This window comes from Rhodococcus sp. SJ-3, assembly GCF_051918125.1.
Taxonomy (GTDB): Bacteria; Actinomycetota; Actinomycetes; order Mycobacteriales; family Mycobacteriaceae; genus Rhodococcus.
Genome location: NZ_CM123306.1, coordinates 384,898 through 398,355, shown reverse-complemented (window position 1 = coordinate 398,355; position 13,458 = coordinate 384,898). Strand labels below are relative to the sequence as shown.

21 protein-coding genes are annotated in these 13,458 nt (G+C 64.8%); 17 read left to right on the top strand and 4 right to left on the bottom strand.

The annotated features are described in order from the left end of the window. Nucleotides 1-44: 44 nt before the first annotated feature. From ACTDXD_RS01965 to ACTDXD_RS01950, 4 genes are all read right to left on the bottom strand, one after another. The gene (locus tag ACTDXD_RS01965; protein ID WP_440125530.1) at nt 45-893 is read right to left on the bottom strand and encodes an ABC transporter permease; all 849 of its coding nucleotides are present in this window, start codon (nt 891-893) and stop codon (nt 45-47) included. 4 nt (nt 894-897) lie between these two features. Next, a complete protein-coding gene (locus ACTDXD_RS01960; protein ID WP_440125528.1) occupies nt 898-1,749 on the bottom strand; it encodes an ABC transporter permease in 852 nt (283 codons plus the stop codon). Then, nucleotides 1,746-2,756, bottom strand: coding sequence for an ATP-binding cassette domain-containing protein (locus ACTDXD_RS01955; protein ID WP_440125527.1), 1,011 nt, complete (start codon nt 2,754-2,756; stop codon nt 1,746-1,748). The genes ACTDXD_RS01960 and ACTDXD_RS01955 overlap by 4 nt, the downstream gene beginning before the upstream one ends. 141 nt (nt 2,757-2,897) lie before the next feature. After that, nucleotides 2,898-3,587: a GntR family transcriptional regulator gene (locus ACTDXD_RS01950; protein ID WP_440125525.1), complete on the bottom strand. Its 690-nt coding sequence runs from the start codon at nt 3,585-3,587 to the stop codon at nt 2,898-2,900. 179 nt (nt 3,588-3,766) lie between these two features. Here ACTDXD_RS01950 and ACTDXD_RS01945 point away from each other — a divergent pair, with 179 nt between their 5' ends. The 17 genes from ACTDXD_RS01945 to rpsH all read left to right on the top strand — a co-directional run bounded on the left by ACTDXD_RS01945 (nt 3,767) and on the right by rpsH (nt 13,447). After that, entirely contained in the window at nt 3,767-5,416 is a 1,650-nt protein-coding gene (locus ACTDXD_RS01945; RefSeq protein WP_440125523.1) for an amidase, read from the top strand. 452 nt (nt 5,417-5,868) lie between these two features. Then, nucleotides 5,869-6,174, top strand: a complete 306-nt coding sequence (gene rpsJ, locus ACTDXD_RS01940) for a 30S ribosomal protein S10 (protein ID WP_003938093.1) — start codon at nt 5,869-5,871, stop codon at nt 6,172-6,174. Between the two features lie 39 nt (nt 6,175-6,213). Then, nucleotides 6,214-6,867 (top strand): 50S ribosomal protein L3, encoded by a 654-nt coding sequence (gene rplC, locus ACTDXD_RS01935; protein WP_169685519.1) that lies wholly within the window; start codon nt 6,214-6,216, stop codon nt 6,865-6,867. Next, a complete protein-coding gene (gene rplD, locus ACTDXD_RS01930; RefSeq protein ID WP_440125520.1) occupies nt 6,864-7,547 on the top strand; it encodes a 50S ribosomal protein L4 in 684 nt (227 codons plus the stop codon). The genes rplC and rplD overlap by 4 nt, the downstream gene beginning before the upstream one ends. Further along, nucleotides 7,544-7,849, top strand: coding sequence for a 50S ribosomal protein L23 (gene rplW / locus ACTDXD_RS01925; RefSeq protein ID WP_169685523.1), 306 nt, complete (start codon nt 7,544-7,546; stop codon nt 7,847-7,849). The genes rplD and rplW overlap by 4 nt, the downstream gene beginning before the upstream one ends. 38 nt (nt 7,850-7,887) lie before the next feature. Beyond that, nucleotides 7,888-8,721 (top strand): 50S ribosomal protein L2, encoded by an 834-nt coding sequence (gene rplB / locus ACTDXD_RS01920; RefSeq protein WP_169685525.1) that lies wholly within the window; start codon nt 7,888-7,890, stop codon nt 8,719-8,721. 19 nt (nt 8,722-8,740) lie between these two features. Further along, nucleotides 8,741-9,022, top strand: a complete 282-nt coding sequence (gene rpsS / locus ACTDXD_RS01915) for a 30S ribosomal protein S19 (protein ID WP_169685527.1) — start codon at nt 8,741-8,743, stop codon at nt 9,020-9,022. Continuing rightward, a complete protein-coding gene (gene rplV, locus ACTDXD_RS01910) occupies nt 9,019-9,411 on the top strand; it encodes a 50S ribosomal protein L22 (protein ID WP_169685529.1) in 393 nt (130 codons plus the stop codon). The genes rpsS and rplV overlap by 4 nt, the downstream gene beginning before the upstream one ends. Further along, nucleotides 9,411-10,202: a 30S ribosomal protein S3 gene (gene rpsC, locus ACTDXD_RS01905; RefSeq protein WP_132471069.1), complete on the top strand. Its 792-nt coding sequence runs from the start codon at nt 9,411-9,413 to the stop codon at nt 10,200-10,202. The genes rplV and rpsC overlap by 1 nt, the downstream gene beginning before the upstream one ends. Before the next feature lie 4 nt (nt 10,203-10,206). Further along, on the top strand, nt 10,207-10,623 hold the full coding sequence (gene rplP, locus ACTDXD_RS01900) for a 50S ribosomal protein L16 (RefSeq protein WP_169685532.1): 417 nt from the start codon (nt 10,207-10,209) through the stop codon (nt 10,621-10,623). Continuing rightward, nucleotides 10,623-10,859 carry a 50S ribosomal protein L29 gene (rpmC, locus tag ACTDXD_RS01895; RefSeq protein ID WP_054716697.1) on the top strand — a complete coding sequence of 79 codons (237 nt, stop codon included), beginning with the start codon at nt 10,623-10,625 and terminating at the stop codon, nt 10,857-10,859. Before rplP ends, rpmC begins: the two co-directional genes overlap by 1 nt. Then, nucleotides 10,856-11,140, top strand: a complete 285-nt coding sequence (gene rpsQ / locus ACTDXD_RS01890) for a 30S ribosomal protein S17 (RefSeq protein ID WP_054805954.1) — start codon at nt 10,856-10,858, stop codon at nt 11,138-11,140. The genes rpmC and rpsQ overlap by 4 nt, the downstream gene beginning before the upstream one ends. Before the next feature lie 298 nt (nt 11,141-11,438). After that, on the top strand, nt 11,439-11,807 hold the full coding sequence (gene rplN, locus ACTDXD_RS01885) for a 50S ribosomal protein L14 (protein ID WP_003938082.1): 369 nt from the start codon (nt 11,439-11,441) through the stop codon (nt 11,805-11,807). Next, the gene (gene rplX / locus ACTDXD_RS01880) at nt 11,807-12,124 is read left to right on the top strand and encodes a 50S ribosomal protein L24 (protein WP_440125516.1); all 318 of its coding nucleotides are present in this window, start codon (nt 11,807-11,809) and stop codon (nt 12,122-12,124) included. Before rplN ends, rplX begins: the two co-directional genes overlap by 1 nt. A 1-nt stretch (nt 12,125) precedes the next feature. Further along, the gene (gene rplE, locus ACTDXD_RS01875; protein WP_054716688.1) at nt 12,126-12,692 is read left to right on the top strand and encodes a 50S ribosomal protein L5; all 567 of its coding nucleotides are present in this window, start codon (nt 12,126-12,128) and stop codon (nt 12,690-12,692) included. A gap of 4 nt (nt 12,693-12,696) precedes the next feature. Next, nucleotides 12,697-12,882 carry a type Z 30S ribosomal protein S14 gene (locus ACTDXD_RS01870; protein ID WP_169685536.1) on the top strand — a complete coding sequence of 62 codons (186 nt, stop codon included), beginning with the start codon at nt 12,697-12,699 and terminating at the stop codon, nt 12,880-12,882. 166 nt (nt 12,883-13,048) lie between these two features. Continuing rightward, entirely contained in the window at nt 13,049-13,447 is a 399-nt protein-coding gene (gene rpsH, locus ACTDXD_RS01865; RefSeq protein WP_054716682.1) for a 30S ribosomal protein S8, read from the top strand. Nucleotides 13,448-13,458: the final 11 nt, after the last annotated feature.

Sequence of the window (13,458 nt, the reverse complement as noted above, 5' to 3'; positions counted from 1 at the left end):
GTGAGGTTAGCAGCGGAAACCATGATCGTCGGGCAAGCTCGAGGTCACCCTTGTTGGGCCGCGCGACGATAGCCGCGGATGGCAGGCACCAGGAACAAGGCGAACATCCCGACCGACCACGCGAGGGTCTTGACCATCGGCTCGGCCAGCGGCCCACCCATCGCGAGTGCCCTCATGGTGTCGATCGCGCACGACATCGGCTGGTTCGCGACGATCGGCTGCAGCCAGGTCGGATAGGCCATGACCGGCACGAATCCCGAATTGAAGAACATCAGGAGGGTGCACACGATCGACACCATCTCTACGAGAGGGATCTTGGTCGACAGGGTGGCCAGGACGGTCACCATCATGGCGAATCCCATCCCGAACACGATGGGTACCACCAACATCAACAATGTCGCCGGGACGCCCTGGGTGAACCGGAAGCCCATGACGACGCCTGCGGCGAAAATCACAATTGAGGTGACGAGGACGCGAACAGCCTCCGCCATCAGGCGTCCCACCAGCCCCGCTGATCGGTGGATCGGCAGCGTGTAGAAGCGGCTCAGCAGACCGGACTCTCGTTCGGCGCGCAACCCGACTGCACTGACGACGGAACCGAACATCGCACCCACCAGCACGATCATCGGTACTGTCCCGAATATCGACGGCTGCCCCGTTGCGGCGGTGATGCTGTCGCCGAGCACGATCCTGAACATCACCAGTGTCAGTGCGGGATAGATCAGCGCTTGGATCATTGTCGCCGGATCGCGCGCCCAGCGAAGGAGGAGCCGGCCGCATTGGAGGCGGCTGTGCTGCCACAGCGCGGCGAGAGAGTTCTCGGCGACCACGGCGTTCGGCGCCGGATACCCGAACGATCCTGACCCTGTCCCCAGCGCAGTGCTCTGACTCATCCGGTCACCTCCGTCTCGTATTGGCCCACACGGCGAGAGGTAGACACACGATGGTCAACCCGACCAGCCACAGCAGACTCGGGTAGAACCCCTCCCACGTGACCCCTCCGTCTGCCATGTCGCGCATAGCGAACGAGAACTGCGAGATCGGCTGATTGCGCACGAACGGACGAATCCATTCGGGAAAACCTTGCTCGGGAACGAAACCGCACGACAGCATCCCGAGGATCAGCTGGGGGAGTGTCAGCGCCTGCGAGGTCGCTTCGGGGCTTTTGGAGAGGCTGCCGATCGCGTCGGCTCCCAGACACAGCACGAGGCTGATGGCGAGTGCCGTCACTCCGAAGAGAACAGCTTGTCCGAGTCCGGCGGTGAACCGGAAACCGATCAGATATCCGAATCCGATCGCGGCGAACAGGGAAATCACCGATCTTGTCATCCCCGCCGACATGCGAGAAAGCAGCGGTACGGTCGGGCCGACGGGCATTGTCTTCAACCGGGTCGTCAGTCCGGTTGTCGCCTCCTGCGCGGCCATCTGGGCCGCCGAGATAGCGGTGAACGCCATCGATTGAAGGACGATGATCGGCATCAGGAACTGCGCGTAGTCGATGCCCTGCATCTGCATCACGAACTTCAGCGGGAGATAGAACCCGAGACCGAAGACGAACGGTGCGATCACAGCGACGATCAGTTCGCCGTACCGCGCCATCGTGCGCAGGGTGCGTCCGGTCAGCGCCGACCATTGCGACACCGAGCTCGGATGGATACGGCGGTGCGTGCCCGACCGTCGGTCGGGAAGGCTCGCACTCGTGTCGTCTGGGGGCCGACCCGCCGGAAGACGCTCGGTGCGGGCCGTCACGGGCCCTCTCCCGCCGTGGCTGCATCGAGTTCGGCGGATGCCGTCGACGCGCTGTGACCGGTCAGCTGCAGGAAGACGTCGTCCAAGGACGGCCGCCGTAAACCGATATCGGCGAGTTCGATGTCGAGGGGCGAGAGCAGGCGCAGCGCTTCGGTGAGGGTAGCTGCTCCATCGGGCGCTGGGATGGAGACCCGGTCGATGTCGCCGGGCGACGAGAGATCGGCACGTACGGAATCGGGGACGAGAGAACCGAGCGCGTGCACGATCCCGGGCACCGTCGCAGGGTCGACAGGGACGATTTCGCAGTAGCTGCCCCCGGTCGAAGCCTTCAGTTCGTTCGCCGTCCCCCTCGCGATGACCGTTCCTCTGTCGATCACGATGATGTTGTCGCTCAGTACGTCGGCTTCTTCGAGGTACTGAGTGGTCAACAGGGTCGTGATGCCCTGTCTCTTCAGGGACTCGACCAGTGACCACACACCCTGGCGCGACCGCGGGTCGAGTCCGGTGGTCGGCTCGTCGAGGAACACGACCTCGGGCCGGACCACGAGTCCGCATGCGATGTCGACCCGGCGGCGCATACCACCCGAATAACCCTTGACCGGTCGGCGTCCCGCTTCGACGAGGTCGAACTCGAGGAGAAGCTCGTCCGCGCGCAGCTTTGCAGAGGTCTTGTCGAGCCCCATCAAGCGCCCGAACAGTACGAGATTCTCGCGTCCGGTGAGGGTGTCGTCCAGGGCAGCGAACTGTCCGGTCATCATGATCGAGCGTCGAACCGCAGCGGGGTTGGTCTCGACATCGTGACCTGCAACGACGGCACGGCCGCTCGAGGCGTGGATGAGCGTCGACAGGATCTTGACCATGGTGGTCTTTCCTGCACCGTTGGGGCCGAGGATCGCGAGGACCGAGCCTTCCGGAGCCGAGAAATCGACGCCGGCGAGTGCATGAACATCTCCGAACGACTTGTGGACATCCTCCACGAGGACTGCATGGTCGTGGTTGCTTCGCATCCGCACCCCACCGTCGAACTCGGTCCCTGTCGGGACTCGGTCATGGCCAGTCCAGCGGGTGTCCCCGCCTCCCTCGTCGAGATGCTACCGCTCCGAGGTGTTCCCGGCCGGGTGTCTGCGAACGGCCGTTGCGAGACGAGATCAGGACCAGATACCGATCTCGTCCAGATGCCGGACGAGACGGCGTGCTCCATCGGTGAAATGATCCCGGGTCTCGGTCCCGGCCGTGCTCGGATCATGCGCACGGAGAGCATCGAGAATTCGGCGATGTGCCGCGACGGCCTCGACCCCCCATTCCGGGTCGGACGAATAGAAATGTGCGGGAGTGTACCGCGTGGCGTTGTGCAGGAACCACGCGAGTTTGCGTGCGGCGGCGACCCGGTTGAGTGTCCGGTGGAAGGAGAATTCGAGAGCTTCGATTCGTGCTCCGTCGCCGGTCTGTACCGCGTCGGTGAACTTGACGTTGATGTCGTCGAGCTCGGCGATCGTGTCGCTACCGATGGTCTCCGCGGCGCGCGCGGCGAGTTTCTCGGCGATGCGCCCTTGCAGCCAGAACACGTCGTCGATGTCGGATCGGGTCAGCGGTGCGACGACGTAGCCCCGATGTGGAACGAGTTCGACGAGGCCTTCGCCGCGAAGGGTGAGCAGAGCTTCACGAACCGGGGTCACACTGACCCCGAGTTCGGCGGCGGTCTCGTCGAGCCGGACGAAATCGCCCGGCCGCACGTCGCCCGACATGATGCGGTTGCGGACGAACGACGCCACATCGTCCGACAGCTGGGGCCGCCGCCCAAGGCCGCGGGGAGAGCCGGACCGCTCGAACGGGGACATCGGCTTCTCCTGTATTCGTCATCGGTGCCGGGCTTCGTCGACGGTGGACTCGTCGATCCGGGCGATTATCGCGTACGGACGACGCCACGTGATGTGAAACCTCCCGATGGCGGCGACCGCTCGTCGGTTCGCGGCATGTCAACCCTGCGCTCGCAGAGTATTCGTGCTTCTCTGGGCAAATGAGTAGTGCGCTCTCCCGCCGCAGGATGTTGGGCTCGCTCGCGGGAGGTGCTCTGCTTCTGGGGACAGCCACCGCGCAGCGTAGTCATGCCGGACCGGTGCGGCGACTTCCGGATCCGGGCGCGGTCGACGCAACGGACCCTGCACTTCTGAGCGCAGTCGAGGCCGCGAGCCTCCTGCACTCCGGTCGGTTGCATCCGAGGGAACTGCTCGATGCATGTCTTGCGCGAACCCGGGGGTTCGACGGTGCGATCGGTGCGTGGGTCCGGCTGTATCCGGAGTTCGCGTATGCCGGTGCGGACGCCGCGGGTGAGCGGCTCACAAGGGCTCGAAGCGAAGGAATCCCGGTCCCCGACATCTGTGGCCTGCCGGTTGCGTTGAAGGACTTGTTCGCGGTGTCGGGATTTCCCCTCACGGCATCGAGCAGAGTGCTCGAAGGCAACATTGCGGCCGGTCATTCCGGTGTCTGGAGCAAGCTCGAAGACGCCGGGGCAATCCTGATGGGACACGCGCACACCGACGAGTTCGCAATCGGTATCGCGACGCCGCAGGTGGGAAATCCGTGGAACACCGAGATGTCACCGGGTGGGTCGTCGGGTGGCAGTGCCGCGGTCCTCGCCGCCCGCTTCGCTCCGCTCGCGGTCGGCAGTGACACGGGGGGATCGGTGAGGTTGCCTGCGAGCGCATGCGGGATCTCGTCGATCAAACCCACGTACGGCCGAATCACTTCGCACGGCATGATTCCGCTGACCTGGACCCGCGACCACGTCGGGCCGATGGGACGGAGCGTTGCCGACGCATCGTTGATGTTGTCGATCCTCGCGACCGTCGATGTCGACGATCCGATCACTGCGCTCGGGCCTGCGGTTCCGGCAGGTGGCTATCCGCTGACAGCGAAGGGCGGCGCGTCGCCGCTGGCCGGGATTCGGCTGGGACTTCCGCCGTCGGATCTTCCACCGCCGTTGCAGACCCTTTTCGACGACGCGGTCCAGCTTGCACGTTCGCTCGGCGCGGAGGTGGTCCCCGTGGTGATGCCACCGACTCCGACGTCTCTTGCGACCGGCGATGTCGTCGAAATGGGCTCGTATCACCGGCAATTCGCCGACCGGATCGGTTTGTACCGCCCGGAGCGGGTATCCAGTGTCGGGACTGCGGTGGCGTCTCTCGCAGTCCCCGTCGTGGACTACCTCATGCTCGAGCGAGACCGGTTGCGATACCAGTACGACTACAACAAGCTCTTCGCCGACAACGATCTCGACGCGGTGATGATCCCCGGCACAAAGGTGGACGGCGCCCGGCGTGAGGAGTTTCTCGGGGTGAGTGTGACAGAAGGCGCACCGGGCGAGGTGAAGTGGGCCAACTACTCGGGTGCGCCGGTTGTGACACTCCCGGTGGGGCGGTCGGTGGCGACCGGCATGCCGTTCGGTGTGCAGCTCGGCGCGAGGCCGTGGCAGGACGAACAGATCATCCAGATCGGCCTCGAGCTGCAGGAAACGCTTCCGGTGTGGAGGGACTTGCCCGCTCTGGTGCCTGCACCGGGAGTTGCGCCCGAGGTGGTTCAGGTGGCGCCCGGTCCCGGCCCCGACCCGACCAACACCGTGGATGCGGCCGCGCCGTTGCGTACGCCACCGATGAACGCAATAGGTTGAAGGTCCGTCCCGACGGGGGATGAGTTCGGCGGAGTTGTACTCGGCGGCGGATTGCTGCATACTGGTCGGGTTGCCTTGACCGGGCCATGGATGTTTCGCGGCTCGGAACGGTGAAAGTAGTGACAGTCGCGGATCGAGCCTTAAGGCCAGGTCGCGGCCACATGCAAGACGGAAGCAGTACCAGCGTGCGCTCGTATGAGCGCATCCGGTCCCGTTCTGTGCGGTGTCGAAATGCAGATTTCGGCGCCGGGGAATGAGCGACGGAGCGACACGCCCGACCGCGTGGACCGGAGAACAATGACAGATGAACAGCGGCAGCGGATCGGGTGAGCCCGGCTCGCGATGTGTATGAGTGCTGTTCTCTGTCGCCTGTTCCGTTCGGAACTGTGCAGACGAGGTGGTTCCCGATCAGATCGGGTGCTACGAAACGCGGCAAGAAAAGGACACTAAGCGTGGCGGGACAGAAGATCCGCATCAGGCTCAAGGCCTATGACCACGAGGCGATCGACGCATCTGCGCGCAAGATCGTCGAGACGGTCACCCGTACGGGTGCCCGTGTGGTCGGCCCGGTGCCGTTGCCCACTGAAAAGAACGTGTACTGCGTCATTCGCTCGCCGCACAAGTACAAGGACTCGCGCGAGCACTTCGAGATGCGTACTCACAAGCGGCTGATCGACATCCTCGACCCGACGCCGAAGACGGTCGACGCACTCATGCGCATCGACCTCCCGGCGAGCGTCGACGTCAACATTCAGTGACTTACAGCGAGCTTGTAGAAGACGCAGCGGAGAGAACAGATGACTAACCAGATCAAGGGAATCCTGGGCACCAAGCTCGGCATGACCCAGGTCTTCGACGAGAACAACCGGGTCGTTCCGGTGACCGTCGTCAAGGCCGGACCGAACGTGGTCACGCAGATTCGCACGGAGGAGCGCGACGGCTACAACGCTGTGCAGCTCGCCTTCGGTGCCATTGCGCCGCGCAAGGTCAACAAGCCGGTCCGCGGCCAGTTCGACAAGGCAGGCGTGACCCCGCGCCGCCACCTCGTCGAGCTTCGTGTCGAGGACTCCTCGGAGTACGAGGTCGGCCAGGAACTGACCGCAGAGGTGTTCGAAGACGGCGCATTCGTCGACATCACGGGCACTTCCAAGGGCAAGGGCTTCGCCGGCACCATGAAGCGTCACGGCTTCGCCGGTCAGGGCGCTTCGCACGGTGCGCAGGCTGTGCACCGTCGTCCCGGCTCCATCGGTGGCTGCGCCACCCCGGGCCGTGTCTTCAAGGGCACGCGCATGTCCGGCCGTATGGGTAGCGACCGCGTCACGACGCAGAACCTCTCCGTCCACAAGGTGGACGCCGAGAACGGTCTGCTGCTTATCAAGGGCGCGATCCCCGGCCGCAAGGGCGGCCTCGTGATCGTCAAGACTGCAGTGAAGGGTGGTGCACGGGCATGACCAGCACCGAGACCGCAACCAAGCTGACGCTGGACGTCAAGGCTGCGGGTGGCAAGTCCACCGGCACCGTCGATCTCCCCGCGGAGCTCTTCGACGCCCCGGCCAACATCGCGTTGCTGCACCAGGTGGTTGTCGCGCAGCTCGCTGCTGCACGCCAGGGCACGCACTCGACCAAGACGCGCGGAGAGGTCCGTGGCGGTGGTCGTAAGCCGTACCGCCAGAAGGGCACCGGCCGCGCACGTCAGGGCTCGACCCGCGCACCGCAGTTCGTCGGTGGCGGCACCGTCCACGGCCCGCAGCCGCGCGACTACAGCCAGCGCACCCCCAAGAAGATGAAGGCAGCCGCCCTGCGCGGTGCCCTCTCCGACCGGGCGCGCAACGAGCGCATCCACGTGATCACCGAGCTCGTCGCGGGTCAGACCCCGTCGACGAAGTCGGCGCGCGCTTTCCTCGGTGAGCTCACCGAGCGTAAGAACGTGCTCCTGGTGGTCGGACGTGCAGACGTCGCCGCGTGGAAGAGCGTGCAGAACCTGCCGAACGTCCACACGCTCGCACCCGATCAGCTGAACACCTACGACGTCCTCTACAGCGACGATGTCGTGTTCAGCGTCGAGGCGCTCAACGCGTTCATTCACGGGCCGGCCGAGTCGGCTCAGGAAGTCAAGGAGGAGAGCAAGTGAGCACGATCGCCGATCCGCGCGACATCCTGCTGGCTCCCGTCGTCTCCGAGAAGTCCTACGGGCTGATGGAAGAGGGCACCTACACCTTCCTGGTCCACCCGGACTCGAACAAGACGCAGATCAAGATTGCCGTCGAGAAGGTCTTCGGCGTCAAGGTGAGCAGCGTCAACACCGCCAACCGTCAGGGCAAGCGCAAGCGGACGCGGTTCGGTTACGGCAAGCGCAAGGACACCAAGCGCGCGCTCGTGACCCTGACCGCCGACAGCAAGCCCATCGAGATCTTCGGAGGCCCGGTCGCTTAGGCGCCGGAACTCGCGAGAGATAGAGGACGAGAAGACTCATGGCAATCCGTAAGTACAAGCCGACTACGCCGGGCCGTCGTGGCGCCAGTGTGTCGGACTTCGCCGAGATCACTCGGTCGACGCCCGAGAAGTCGCTGATCCGCCCGCTGCACGGTCGCGGTGGTCGCAACGCGCACGGTCGTATCACGACCCGGCACAAGGGTGGCGGACACAAGCGCGCATACCGCTTGATCGATTTCCGTCGCAACGACAAGGACGGCATCCCGGCCAAGGTCGCTCACATCGAGTACGACCCCAACCGCACCGCCCGCATCGCGCTGCTCCACTACGTGGACGGCGAGAAGCGCTACATCATCGCCCCCAAGGGCCTGGTGCAGGGCGCCCCGGTCGAGTCCGGCCCGACGGCCGACATCAAGCCGGGCAACAACCTGCCGCTGCGCAACATCCCGACCGGTACCACCATTCACGCGGTGGAACTGCGTCCCGGTGGCGGAGCCAAGATGGCCCGTTCGGCCGGCGCGAGCATCCAGCTCCTCGGTAAGGAAGGCACCTACGCCACGCTGCGTATGCCGTCCGGTGAGATCCGTCGCGTCGACGTGCGCTGCCGCGCAACCGTCGGCGAGGTCGGCAACGCCGAGCAGTCGAACATCAACTGGGGCAAGGCCGGCCGTATGCGCTGGAAGGGCAAGCGTCCTACCGTCCGCGGTGTCGTGATGAACCCGGTCGACCACCCGCACGGCGGTGGTGAGGGCAAGACCTCCGGTGGTCGCCATCCGGTCAGCCCGTGGGGCAAGCCCGAGGGCCGCACCCGCAAGAACAAGGCGTCCGACAAGCTCATCGTTCGTCGTCGCCGCACCGGCAAGAAGCGCTAGTCAAGGAGGGAGTTAGAGAATGCCACGCAGCCTCAAGAAAGGCCCGTTCGTCGACGACCACCTCCTGGCTAAGGTGGACGCCCAGAACGAAAAGGGCACCAAGCAGGTCATCAAGACCTGGTCGCGCCGTTCTACGATCCTGCCCGATTTCATCGGTCACACGTTTGCAGTCCATGACGGACGCAAGCACGTTCCGGTGTTCGTCTCGGATTCGATGGTCGGCCACAAGCTCGGTGAATTCGCACCGACCCGTACGTTCAAGGGCCACATCAAGGACGACCGGAAGAGCAAGCGTCGATGAGTACTGAAACCACAAACCCGAGCGCTCGGGCTGTTGCGCGCCACGTGCGTGTGACCCCGATGAAGGCGCGCCGCGTCGTCGACATCGTTCGCGGAAAGTCTGTCGAGGAAGCCCTCGCAATTCTGAAGTTCGCGCCGCAGGCCGCTGCAGAGCCGGTCGCCAAGGTGATCGCCTCGGCAGCTGCGAACGCACAGAACAACCTGAACCTCGACCCCAGCACGCTCGTCATCGCGACGGCGTACGTGGACGAGGGCGCAACCCTCAAGCGGTTCCAGCCGCGTGCACAGGGTCGCGCGTTCCGTATCCGCAAGCGGTCGAGCCACATCACCGTGATCGTGGAGAGCGTCGGCTCGAACTCGTCTCGCAACCGCCGGAAGGGAGCTCAGTAGTGGGCCAGAAGATCAACCCGCACGGCTTCCGTCTGGGCATCACCACCGACTGGAAGTCGCGTTGGTACGCAGACAAGCAGTACGCGGACTACGTGAAGGAAGACGTCGCGATCCGTAAGTTCCTGGCCTCCGGCCTCGAGCGTGCAGGCATCGCGAAGGTCGAGATCGAGCGCACCCGCGACCGTGTGCGTGTGGACATCCACACCGCGCGTCCGGGCATCGTCATCGGCCGCCGCGGCGCCGAGGCCGATCGCATCCGCGCCGAGCTCGAGAAGCTGACCGGCAAGCAGGTGCAGCTCAACATCCTCGAGGTCAAGAACGCCGAGTCCGAGGCTCAGCTGGTGGCGCAGGGCGTCGCAGAGCAGCTCTCGAACCGCGTGGCGTTCCGCCGGGCGATGCGCAAGGCCATTCAGTCGGCAATGCGTCAGCCCAACGTCAAGGGCATCCGCGTGCAGTGCTCGGGCCGCCTCGGTGGCGCAGAGATGTCGCGTTCGGAGTTCTACCGTGAAGGTCGCGTCCCGCTGCACACGCTGCGCGCGGACATCGACTACGGCCTCTACGAGGCGAAGACCACCTTCGGCCGCATCGGCGTGAAGGTCTGGATCTACAAGGGCGACATCGTCGGTGGCCGTCGCGAGCTCGCTGCTGCCGCAGCTGCTCCCGCCGACCGCCCGCGTCGTGAGCGTCCGAGCCGCCCGCGTCGTTCCGGCGCCTCGGGCACCACCGCGACGAGCACCGAAGCGGGTCGGGCAGCCGACGCCCCGGCTTCGGCAGAGAACAAGGAGGGCTGACGCAATGTTGATCCCCCGGCGGGTCAAACACCGCAAGCAGCACCATCCGAGCCGTTCGGGTAACGCCAAGGGCGGCACCCAGGTCGCCTTCGGCGAGTACGGCATCCAGGCTCTCGAGCCGGCCTACATCACGAACCGGCAGATCGAAGCCGCTCGTATCGCCATGACCCGGCACATCAAGCGTGGCGGCAAGATCTGGATCAACATCTTCCCGGATCGCCCGCTCACCAAGAAGCCTGCCGAAACCCGCATGGGTTCCGGCAAGGGTTCGCCCGAGTGGTGGGTCGCGAACGTCAAGCCCGGTCGCGTGCTGTTCGAGATGAGCTACCCGAACGAGGAGACCGCTCGTGAGGCCCTGCGCCGCGCGATGCACAAGCTCCCGTGCAAGTGCCGGATCGTGACGAGGGAGGAGCAGTTCTGATGGCTACCGAAACCCCCGCCGCAGAACTCCGCGAGCTCACCGAGGAAGAGTTGACCTCGAAGCTTCGCGAGTCCAAGGAAGAGCTGTTCAACCTCCGCTTCCAGATGGCTACCGGTCAGCTGGACAACAACCGACGACTGCGCACCGTGCGTAACGAGATCGCTCGTATCTACACGGTTCTGCGCGAGCGTGAGCTCGGTCTGGCCACCGGCCCGGATGCGGGTGACGTGGCATGAGTGAGGAAAAGGCAGTGACCCAGAACGAAGAGCGCGCGAGCCGCAAGGTCCGCATCGGCTACGTCGTCTCGGACAAGATGGAAAAGACCATCGTGGTCGAGCTCGAGGATCGCGTGAAGCACCCGCTGTACGGCAAGATCATCCGCCGTACGACCAAGGTGAAGGCACACGACGAGAACGGTCTCGCCGGCATCGGCGACCGCGTGCAGCTGATGGAGACCCGTCCGCTGTCCGCGTCGAAGCGCTGGCGTCTGGTCGAGGTGCTCGAGAAGGCCAAGTAGTCTTCTCACACTTCGTGTGACGAAAGTCCTCGGCCCGGTGTCCATTTCGGACGCCGGGCCGAGGTCGTCTTCGGAGTACAGGCGCTGGCGCCGAGTTTCGTGCCTTCCATCCGGGGCCCGGGATGGGAGCGAGCGCACAGTTCGCTAATTTGCCCTGGGTACGGTATATGGCCTACCCTGGACGGGTTGCTTCGCGGGACCCGTGTGTCTTGCGCGCGTGCGCCGTGAGTAGCCGACGACCGCGTACGTCCAGGTCGGAAATCTGACGTACACACCAATCCAGGTCAAGGAGACGTAAGTGATCCAGCAGGAGTCGCGACTGCGCGTCGCCGACAACACGGGTGCCAAGGAGATTCTCTGCATCCGCGTTCTCGGTGGTTCGTCCCGTCGCTACGCCGGTATCGGCGACATCATTGTCGCCACCGTCAAGGACGCCATCCCCGGCGGCAACGTCAAGCGTGGCGACGTCGTCAAGGCCGTGATCGTGCGCACCGCCAAGGAGCGCCGTCGGCCGGACGGCTCGTACATCAAGTTCGATGAGAACGCCGCAGTCATCATCAAGGGTGACAACGATCCGCGCGGCACCCGCATCTTCGGACCCGTCGGTCGCGAGCTTCGCGACAAGCGGTTCATGAAGATCGTCTCGCTCGCTCCGGAGGTGCTGTGATGAAGGTGCACAAGGGCGACACCGTGCTCGTCATCTCGGGTAAGGACAAGGGCGCGAAGGGCAAGGTCATCGCGGCCTTCCCGCGCGAGAACCGTGTCCTCGTCGAGGGCGTGAACCGGATCAAGAAGCACACCGCGGTCTCGGCCAACGAGCGTGGCGCCTCTTCGGGCGGCATCGTGACGCAGGAGGCCCCGATCCACGTTTCCAACGTTGCGGTCGTCGACTCGGACGGAAATGCCACTCGCATCGGCTACCGGACCGACGAGGAAACCGGCAAGCGCGTTCGGATTTCCCGGAAGAACGGGAAGGACATCTGACATGACCACCACCGAGAACAAGATCCAGCCGCGTCTGAAGACCCGCTACCGCGCGGAGATCCGTGACGCGCTGAACGCGGAGTTCGCCTACGCGAACGTCATGCAGATCCCCGGCGTCGTCAAGGTCGTCGTCAACATGGGTGTCGGCGACGCGGCCCGCGACGCGAAGCTCATCAACGGTGCGGTCAACGACCTCGCGTTGATCACCGGTCAGAAGCCGGAGATCCGCAAGGCCCGTAAGTCCATCGCGCAGTTCAAGCTTCGCGAGGGTATGCCCATCGGCGCGCGCGTCACGCTCCGCGGCGATCGCATGTGGGAGTTCCTGGACCGTCTCGTGTCCATCGCGCTTCCCCGTATCCGCGACTTCCGTGGCCTGAACGGCAACCAGTTCGATGGCAACGGCAACTACACGTTCGGCCTGAACGAGCAGTCGATGTTCCACGAGATCGACGTGGACAAGATCGACCGCCCGCGCGGCATGGACATCACCGTCGTGACCACCGCTACCAACAACGAAGAAGGCCGTGCCCTGCTCAAGCACCTCGGCTTCCCGTTCAAGGAGAACTGAGCCCATGGCTAAGAAGGCACTGGTCAACAAGGCCAACAAGAAGCCGAAGTTCGCGGTTCGCGCCTACACGCGCTGCCAGCGTTGCGGTCGCCCGCACGCGGTGTTCCGCAAGTTCGGTCTCTGCCGCGTCTGCCTCCGTGAGATGGCACACGCAGGCGAGCTTCCGGGAGTTCACAAGAGCTCCTGGTGACGTGAGCGGGTGGGCGGAGACCTCGTGCCTCCGCCCACCGTCACGCTGTCAGGGGCCGGCTCATTTCGGGCCGGCTCGCATTGAAACCAAATTCGCTGCAGGCCCACGACCGGATTCCTCCGGTGTTGCATGGGAACCGCTCCGAGAAAGGTGTACAGGTCAGACCATGACCATGACCGACCCCATCGCAGACTTCTTGACGCGTCTGCGTAACGCCAACACGGCGTTCCACGACGAGGTCAAGCTCCCGTCCTCGAAGATCAAGGTGAACATCGCCGAGATCCTCAAGCGCGAGGGCTACATCTCCGACTACCGCACCGAGGACGCCGAGGTGGGCAAGACCCTCGTCGTCGACCTCAAGTACGGGCCTTCCCGTGAGCGCAGCCTCGCCGGCGTGCGTCGCGTGTCGAAGCCCGGCCTTCGTGTGTACGCGAAGTCCACCAACCTGCCCAAGGTCCTGGGCGGACTCGGCGTGGCGATCATCTCCACGTCGTCCGGTCTGCTCACCGATCGCCAGGCGGCCAAGCAGGGAGTAGGCGGGGAAGTCCTCGCCTACGTCTGGTAAGGGAGGCCACC